At 48.4% G+C, this 8,402-nt stretch carries 10 protein-coding genes; 4 read left to right on the top strand and 6 right to left on the bottom strand.

Annotated elements, in window-relative coordinates; translation table 11 throughout:
* Together AZ66_RS23725 and cobD are read right to left on the bottom strand one after the other, a co-directional pair.
* Window positions 1-302: adenosylcobinamide amidohydrolase (locus tag AZ66_RS23725; protein WP_044357109.1), on the bottom strand; the 302-nt coding region annotated here is incomplete at its 3' end.
* 27 nt (window positions 303-329) lie between these two features.
* Window positions 330-1,424 carry a threonine-phosphate decarboxylase CobD gene (gene cobD, locus AZ66_RS23720; RefSeq protein WP_082061705.1) on the bottom strand — a complete coding sequence of 365 codons (1,095 nt, stop codon included), beginning with the start codon at window positions 1,422-1,424 and terminating at the stop codon, window positions 330-332.
* Between the two features lie 358 nt (window positions 1,425-1,782).
* Between cobD and AZ66_RS23715 the strand changes: the two genes are divergently transcribed.
* On the top strand, window positions 1,783-2,241 hold the full coding sequence (locus tag AZ66_RS23715; protein ID WP_021258440.1) for a hypothetical protein: 459 nt from the start codon (window positions 1,783-1,785) through the stop codon (window positions 2,239-2,241).
* A 123-nt stretch (window positions 2,242-2,364) separates the two neighbouring features.
* Here AZ66_RS23715 and AZ66_RS23710 read toward each other — a convergent pair whose 3' ends face one another.
* Window positions 2,365-2,925 carry a nitroreductase family protein gene (locus tag AZ66_RS23710; protein ID WP_021258441.1) on the bottom strand — a complete coding sequence of 187 codons (561 nt, stop codon included), beginning with the start codon at window positions 2,923-2,925 and terminating at the stop codon, window positions 2,365-2,367.
* Between the two features lie 168 nt (window positions 2,926-3,093).
* On the opposite strand from AZ66_RS23710, the gene AZ66_RS23705 reads away from it, so the two are divergent.
* Window positions 3,094-4,098 (top strand): lipoate--protein ligase, encoded by a 1,005-nt coding sequence (locus AZ66_RS23705; protein ID WP_021258442.1) that lies wholly within the window; start codon window positions 3,094-3,096, stop codon window positions 4,096-4,098.
* A gap of 120 nt (window positions 4,099-4,218) precedes the next feature.
* Here AZ66_RS23705 and AZ66_RS23700 read toward each other — a convergent pair whose 3' ends face one another.
* The 3 genes from AZ66_RS23700 to AZ66_RS23690 all read right to left on the bottom strand — a co-directional run bounded on the left by AZ66_RS23700 (window position 4,219) and on the right by AZ66_RS23690 (window position 7,417).
* Window positions 4,219-5,076, bottom strand: a complete 858-nt coding sequence (locus tag AZ66_RS23700) for a MurR/RpiR family transcriptional regulator (protein ID WP_044357107.1) — start codon at window positions 5,074-5,076, stop codon at window positions 4,219-4,221.
* Between the two features lie 518 nt (window positions 5,077-5,594).
* A complete protein-coding gene (locus AZ66_RS23695) occupies window positions 5,595-6,611 on the bottom strand; it encodes an ROK family protein (protein WP_044357106.1) in 1,017 nt (338 codons plus the stop codon).
* Window positions 6,608-7,417, bottom strand: coding sequence for an N-acetylmannosamine-6-phosphate 2-epimerase (locus AZ66_RS23690; RefSeq protein WP_044357105.1), 810 nt, complete (start codon window positions 7,415-7,417; stop codon window positions 6,608-6,610). Before AZ66_RS23690 ends, AZ66_RS23695 begins: the two co-directional genes overlap by 4 nt.
* Before the next feature lie 194 nt (window positions 7,418-7,611).
* Here AZ66_RS23690 and AZ66_RS33020 point away from each other — a divergent pair, with 194 nt between their 5' ends.
* Together AZ66_RS33020 and AZ66_RS33015 are read left to right on the top strand one after the other, a co-directional pair.
* On the top strand, window positions 7,612-7,983 hold the full coding sequence (locus AZ66_RS33020) for an EamA family transporter (protein ID WP_231587009.1): 372 nt from the start codon (window positions 7,612-7,614) through the stop codon (window positions 7,981-7,983).
* The coding region (locus AZ66_RS33015; protein WP_231587008.1) for a DMT family transporter at window positions 7,976-8,402 on the top strand (427 nt) is incomplete at its 3' end. The genes AZ66_RS33020 and AZ66_RS33015, both read left to right, overlap by 8 nt.

The raw sequence follows: 8,402 nt of genomic DNA, 5'->3' as shown, positions 1-8,402 counted from the left end.
GCAACAGATGCATGGCTCACCTTAGCAGCGGTCATAAGCCCGACGGTCTGCTCCGGAGCGTACCCCTTCTCTACACACGTCAGACGAAGGTACTCTATCGGATCTGCACAATTGAACTGATAATGAACCATCTGATTCAAGATGCGATTGCCCGCCCATTGCCCGCCATGAAATACAGCACTGCTCCATATCGGCGCTATCTGTGGAAGTTCAACAGCGATGAGAGCATCCTCCCAACGAATATGTACACCTGCAATATGTCTAGATGTATAGGTACAGTTGCGCTCTCGATATGGCTGCATCCCACTTCTCCTTCATTCTGTGTTTGTCTACTGTAACACAGCTTCAAGGGCTGACGCTACAATTGCATTCGCAGCGCGATCCTTGACTGCCAATCGGAAGTCTCTCTCCGTCAGTCCGACATACATGTCGCAATTGCGAATGAGAATGCCAGATCGGCATAATTCGGCCTGAAGCGACTTCGCCGTCCACCCTTCTGGAGCTCTGCATAATAGGAAATTCGCTACGCTTGGCCATGTTCGAATGCCTAACATATGCAGCTGCTGACGTAGAGCAGCCCGTTCTTCAGCGATGAGAGCTCGTGTTGAAGCCGCGTATTGATCCGATTGCTCATCCGTCAGGAGGGCCTCCCCTGCCGCTAGTGCCAAGCCATTGACACTCCATGCCACCTGCATAGCCGACATCGCCGCAATATGCTGCGGCTGGGCGATTGCGTACCCGAGACGTAATCCAGGAATCGCATAGAACTTCGTAAGTGAACGAAGTACAATAAGATTCGGGCATCGATGAACGAATGGAATCAAGGAATGCTCCTCTTCATTCGCAAAGTCAATAAAAGCTTCATCGATTACGAGAATCGTAGAAGCAGCTTCTGCTAAGACTGCAAGTCTTCCTAGCAGCATATGATCATATAATGCACCATTCGGGTTGTTCGGGTGGCCGATAAATACGACATCCGCCTGCTCAATAAGCTCTGTCAGCTGAGACTCGGTAGCACGGAAATCGTTATCCTCACTGCCAACCCTATGCATCACTTCTGCTCCGAACTTGCGCGACAGCGTCTCATATTCAGAGAAACAAGGGGCAATAACGCCAACCCGTTTAGGCCGAATCGCCAGCAACAGCAGCGCCATGCATTCTGCAGCCCCGTTACCAATGCTAATCAGTGCCTCGTCGACCCCTAACTTCGCAGCTAAGAGCTTCTTCATCTGCCGATGTCCAGGATCCGGATAATGAACGATTGACGGCATCATCTCGCGTCTCAGACGATCTATAACAGCCGAAGGCGGTCCAAGCGGATTAATATTCGCGCTGAAGTCCAGCAGTTCTTTACGATCGACGCCGAACGCGTTCGCAGCCGTCCACACATCTCCACCATGCCCGAATCGTTCAATTATGCCCATTGCTGTCTTCCTCCCAAAGATGTCAATTGGATTTGTCCAAAGGTTGAAAATATATATGTACTGCTAGCTCCACGAACCGGAGCTTTCCAATATGGAATCGTTTCTACTCGTCCATTATGCGTAACAGAGCAATGTTCGTCAAACGAATTTTCCTGTAAATATGTGCAGCTGCTTCGTTCACTACGGGCGTTGCAGCGCGATTTGCAAGTAATTATAGTGGAATTGCAAAGGTTTTATTACGAAATGCCAAAAAACATTGGTCAATCGCACACTGTAACACTTCTGTTAATTGCTGTATAATCTTGTTGCACCACACATCTTAACAGGTGTGATATGTCATGGATGAGGAGGGATGATTATGTCGGTGCATCACAAGACATCATGGGCTACTCTCGGCGCCGCCATCATTGTCACCATCTATTACGCTGCAATTCTGTTTCGACTCAAGGGGGACATCGGATTATACAGCACGGAAATGATGGCCCTTGCCCGGAACGTGTTCGGAATTGCCGTTGTCGTTCAAGTCGTTATGCACTTTATCAACTTTATGTCCAAGGATGAGGCCGAGGACAAGGAGCTTGCTCGTTCTGTGTCCATGCAGGCCAATCAGTTCAGCCTTCTCTTTCTCGTCCTTGCAGTAGCTTGCTGTGCGGCCTATTTAATATATGTATCGGATACACGCACCTTATTGCTGTCTCCGCTCGTATGCGCTCATTTACTTGTCTGTGTGCTGCTGGCTGCGTGGATCATCAAGCACGCTTTGGAATTAATGCTGTACCATCGCTTTATCAAGGCGGATCCATTAGATCATCCTTGATCATGTAACCGTTTACTTCGTGATCACTGACCTCGATACAGAAAATAAGGAGTGCCCGATCAGCATACGCTGCGAGGCACTCCTTATTGTTAGGACAGAGCCAGTTGCACTTGCCATCCTCCATTATTGATCGATTACAGTGAAGAGCTGCTCCGCACTCGTACGCGGGCGAGCCTTCGGCGCATCGTCAAAGTAACCGATGCGGATTACCCCGACAAGTTTCTCGCCTGGTTGTACGCCAACCATCTCACGATATTGCTTGTTGTAGATATAGTCGCCTGTATGCCACAGCATGCCAAGACCAAGTTCCCATCCAAGCAGCTGGAAGTTCTGAATCAGAGCGCTCACCGCTTCCAAATCCTCTTGCCAAATATTCGGACGAGGGTCTTCAGGCATGACCACATGCAAATAAGCAGGAACATGCATCAAATGCTCCTCGAACTTCTGGCGCTGCTCTGGCGTTGCATCTCTTAGCTTAGTCTTATCTAGAATTGTAAGAAGTCCGTTCACAATACGCGCCTTTCCTTCTCCTTCCGCATATATGAAGCGCCAAGGCTCACGCAGTCCGTGGTTCGGTGCCCATACTGCGTCATTTAACAGCTGCAGCACCAAGCTGCGATCAACTGACTTATCGTTGAATTCATGTATACTTCTACGTTCCCGAATAATTGAAGCAATTGACATCCTGAAGTTCCTCCTCAATAGGTTGCATTGTAACCGTCTTTGTTACTTCACATCATATCATCTATGATAACGATTATCAATATCAAATCTGTTTTGTATTCTCTTGCAAATCGTATACAATAGAACTATATGCACCAACAGCTTCTACATGAAGGAGACGGACAAGCTATGAAGTTTATTGATAATCAAGGCATAACAGACCCGCGGATCAATCTTGCAATCGAGGAATTCGTATTGAAGCATTTGCCGCTTGAGGAAGACAGCTATCTTTTATTCTATATCAACGAGCCATCGATCATTATAGGCAGAAATCAGAATACAATCGAAGAAATCAATGCCGAATACGTTAAGGACAACAACATTCATGTTGTGCGTCGCCTCTCTGGCGGTGGAGCTGTATATCATGACACAGGCAACCTGAACTTCAGCTTCATTACTAAGGATGACGGTGAGTCCTTCCATAACTTCCGCAAATTCACCCAGCCTGTTATCGACACCTTGCACGCTCTCGGCGTGAATGCCGATCTGACTGGACGCAATGATATCCAGGTTGGAGAGCGCAAAATTTCAGGAAACGCCCAGTTCGCTACCCGTGGCCGCATGTTCAGCCATGGAACGCTGCTGTTCAATTCGGAAATGGAACATGTCGCATCTGCACTGAAGGTGCGCCAAATTAAAATCGAATCCAAGGGCACGAAATCTGTGCGCTCCCGTGTTGCCAATATAGCGGAGTACTTGAAGGAGCCAATGACCATTGAAGAATTCAAGGCTTCGATTCTGCACCACATCTTCGGTATCGAAGCGGATCAAGTTCCGCAGTATGTGTTGACTGAGCAGGATTGGGAGGTTATTCATCGCATCTCCGAGGAACGCTACCAGAACTGGGATTGGAACTATGGTCACTCTCCGAAGTTCAATGTGGAGCATACGAAGAAATTCCCTGCCGGTATCGTCGATGTACGATTGGATGTAGCGGACGGAGTGATTCAATCGATGAAGATATACGGGGACTTCTTCGGCATCGGCGAGGTAAGTGATATTGAGGAACGGCTCCAAGGTGTTCGCTATGAGGAACAAGCCATCTCCGAGGCTATTGGAGATATGGACATTAATCACTACCTCGGCAACATTAGCAAGGATGACTTTGTTGGACTGCTTATGCTGCAGGAATAGACCGTGAAGCAGATAGAGGCGTCCTCTCTTTGGAGAGAACGCCTCTTCGTTATGGAACGAAATCTACCAGACGTCCAATCCGTTCAGACTCCTGGCATGTCTCAATTACAGTTATGAAGCTTAGTATAGCTTGTCCAATACGGACTTGGCCGTTTGTTGAATTGCCTTGTATGCCTTCTCCTTATCTTGCAAGGCAACAGCAGTCGACAGAATATCGAGGACATGGATTTGTGCAATTTTCGATGAAAAGGCCCCACCCTCAAGAGGTGTCTCCTTGGATTTGATTAGCAGAATGGAGTCTGCATATTTTGTAATAGGGGACTTCGCATGACTCGTCAAGCAAATGAAAAATACGCCATTCTCCTTCGCCAATCGAATCGTGTCCACCAAATCCTTCGTACTGCCTGATGTTGATATGCCGAATACGACATCTTGTTCGGTCATAAGTACCGCATTCATCGCCATCACGTGTGGATCTGTTATCGCTTCCCCAGTGTAGCCAAGCCGCATAAAGCGATACTGTGCATCCATCGCTGTCATAGCAGACGAGCCTACCCCCATGAAGAATAGGCGCTTCGCCTTCACGATGGCTTCGACCGCCTTATTCAGCTCCTCCATATTCAGCAAGGACAGCGTATGCTCAAGCGACGCGACATTCTCCATTGTCATTTTCTTCGCCACAACAGCCAGGTCATCACTCTCATCAATCTCACTATCTTCATGTTTCAGTGGTGATACCAGATCTTTAGCCAAGGATAGCTTGAAATCTTGGTAGCTTTTAAAGCCCAGATTACGACAAAAACGCAGAACAGAAGTCTCGCCCGCACTTGCTCGCTCCGCTAAATCCGTAACTGTCGCATATAGCACCGATTCGGGATTTTTCAATACATAGTCTGCTATTTTCTTCTCCGTCTTCGTCAGTGACGGATAGAGACTTCTAATCAGCAGCAGTGTATTGGTATGTTCACCTGCGACCATCTCATGATTCCCCCTAACTTCTTTATGTATTTCAATCCGTATGAATGCGGCACTCTCAGCGTGTCTTGTGCCGGATTTGTTTATTTCCATGCCAGCTCACAACTACTGACACAATCCTAGTGTTCGGAATTCCCTCACTCATTGTTCACCTGTCAAATGATGTATTGATCGTACTAGGCAAGATTCAACATGCCTCATTCACCATCCGATTAACAGCCCTCCACGACGTCAGTGGTTGGTGCTTACACAAAAGTCATCATGCACAGCCCATTCACAAGGAAATTCGAACTAGCCTTATCATCTAATGGAACGATTAAAAAATCAACATTTTGATAACAAAATAGTGAAAGCGTTCTTACATAGGGATAGTCCGATCTGGGTCACTTCACCATACAGTCCCCGACGTGAACTGCTTCGTTTCTTCGACAAGAACACGATAAAAAAGCGGCAAATAGACAGTTTACATCCTGCTATCGCCGCTTATTACGATCGGTTTATTATGCAAGTTAGAAAATAGGCTAGATTACAGAAAAATGGTCGGAAGGTTGCACCGAATGAAGCTCCGTCCAAATACAGTTGGCAGCTCCAACTACCCCAGCATGCTCCCCCATTTTAGCAGCATGGAGCTCCACACCCTCTCCCCAATATGCAGGCATGCACATCTTGCGCATCTCTTCCTTAATTGCTTCAAGCAGCCATGCTCCTTGTCCGAGAACAGCTCCGCCTAATACAAATCGACGACAATTGAGCACATGCTGCAGCGTCACAAGCCCAACTGCGATGTTTCGAATATATTGGGTAATGACCTCATTTGCTGCCGGAATGCCACTACGTGCGGCTGCGAACCAAGCCTCTGGCTTATCCTCGCATTGAGGCAATATCGCTGCCGCAGAAGAACTGCCTTCAACAGAAGTCTTCTCTCTCATCATGCGCTTCAAGGCATTAACAGAAGCATACTGCTCCCAACAGCCGCGCAATCCACAAGTGCAAGGCTCGCCATCCATCTGCACGATGAAATGCCCGAATCCACCCGCATGGCCATCAGCCCCGCCATAGAGTGCACCCTCTTCAATAATCGCACCACCAATTCCTGTACCGAGTGCGACGCAGACGAATTGATCCATTCCTCTGCCTGCGCCCTTCCAGCTCTCCCCGAGTGCGATTGCATGCACATCGTTAATGACGCGAACCGGCAGACCCGTCGCTTCATGTAGCAATGCCTGTACTGGAGTTCCGCTCCAGCCCGGCAAATTATCCGTCGCATAAGCCACATGCCCATCATGATGAATATAACCTGCAGAACCTACTCCAATGCCATTTACCGCCCAATCATTCAGTTCCGCTTCATTCTGATAATAATGAATAAGCTGCTTCAGCTTGTTCAGCAGTTCGTCCCGTCCAAGCATAGCCTCTGTAGGAATGGTACGGGAATGGAGTACATTCCCCTGCCTGTCTACAATGCCGCTCTTTATATTCGTACCGCCAATATCAATGGCGATGACGACAGATTCATGACCGTTCACTGCGTCTGTCATGATGACGCCTCTCCCTTGCTGGCAGGTTCAATCCCATCCTGATTCTGAGGAATCACAGGGATGACCGAGCCCGACATCGCCGCTTGGACAGGGATCTGACCCCCTTTTATCTTGGAAACAAATGAACTGGTAAGCGTATGCGGACGTGTAATGGCCGTGCCCACAACAACGGAGAATGCGCCATTATTCAAGGCTTCCTCCGCCTGCTCCGGTGTATGGATGCGTCCTTCCGCGATGATCGGCGTTGACACTGCTGCGGCCAGCCGCTTGATCAGCTCCATATCCGGCTCCTTCTGCTGCGCGCTATAGGGGGTATAACCTGATAATGTCGTAGAAATAAAATCAAAACCCAGCTCCGCTGCGCGAATCCCTTCCTCGTAAGTTGAAATATCCGCCATCAAGGGAATGTCATACTTTGTTTTGATAACGTTTACAATGTATTCAAGCGTTTCACCTGATGGACGCGGCTGCATCGTGGCATCAAGCGCGACCATGTCAGCGCCGGCAGCAATCATCACTTCAACATCCGCGAGTGTCGGGGTTATATATACGTCAGAACCTGGATATTCCTTCTTCCATATCCCGATAACCGGAATACTTACCGCTTCCTTAATGGCTGCAACATCTTGCGGCGAGTTGCTGCGAATTCCGGCAGCACCGCCATTCACGGCTGCTAAGGCCATGCGCACCATCATATCGCTTCCATACAGCGCTTCCCCCGGGTACGCCTGACACGAAACAATCAAATTTCCTTGCAGTTGTTCAGCAAGCTTCTCTGCTCTTATGTTCGTTTCCTCTACCTTCATCGTTTCCAACTCCTATAGGTTAGAAGTAATTATCCAATAATTCGATCACATTTCGGATTCTTACTCCAATTTATCATGGAAAATGAAGGATGTAAAGAATGGATGATTGAAAACTATGCTTTACAGCATGCAGGCTTTCTTACATGATAAGAGTAAAATATTTCTAAGTAGGAAGGGAGTCTATTTTACTCATCATGAAACGCACATGGTTAGCCGATGTATGTCTCTTGCTCGTTGCACTGATTTGGGGCAGCACGTTTCTTGTTGTTCAGTATGCTGTCCATACTTTGCCCCCTCTTGCCTTTAATGCAATTCGCTTTGTATGCGCTGGACTGCTGTTTGCAGTCGTTCTGCTTCTTACCAGACGAACCTTGACTATCTTCCTGAACAAGCGACTGCTTCTTCACGGCGGGATACTTGGCTTATGGTTATTTTCCGCATATGCGTTTGGTCCCTTTCATTACCTTATGGCTGTCGAAGCAGCGGCTGACTCTCCCGACTTGGATCTCCGCTCTGCTTGCTCTCTGCGGGCTGTATTTGCTTGCTTTCAATGGTGGAGTGGCTGAGTGGAATAAAGGAGACGGACTCGTGCTGCTCTGCGCAGTCGGCTTCGCCATGCATATCGCCCTGACAGGCCGTTTCGCATCGCAGCATGATACACTGCCGCTTGTTACCGTACAGCTTATTACTGTCGGTATTCTGTCTGGCATAAGTTCGGCTGTCTTTGAGCCGCCGCTCACGATGAATTTACTCGGGCAAGCCTTATCGGAGCCGAAGGTGCTGTACGCACTTGCTATATCCATTGGACTCTCGACCGCGTTTGCCTTCTGGGCGCAGACTTGGTGTCAGAAGTATACCTCCGCGACACGCGTTGCGATTTTATTTGCGATGGAACCGGTATTTGCCGTCATTACGGGCGTAACCTTTGCCGGAGAAGCGCTGGGAGGATGGGCACTTGCGGGATGCGGGCTTATTTTATTGGAAT

The organism is Paenibacillus sp. E194, assembly GCF_000935845.1.
Lineage (GTDB): Bacteria > Bacillota > Bacilli > Paenibacillales > Paenibacillaceae > Paenibacillus_B > Paenibacillus_B alvei_B.
Note: the sequence above shows the minus strand (reverse complement) of the source record. Positions and strands in the feature narration are given on the sequence as shown.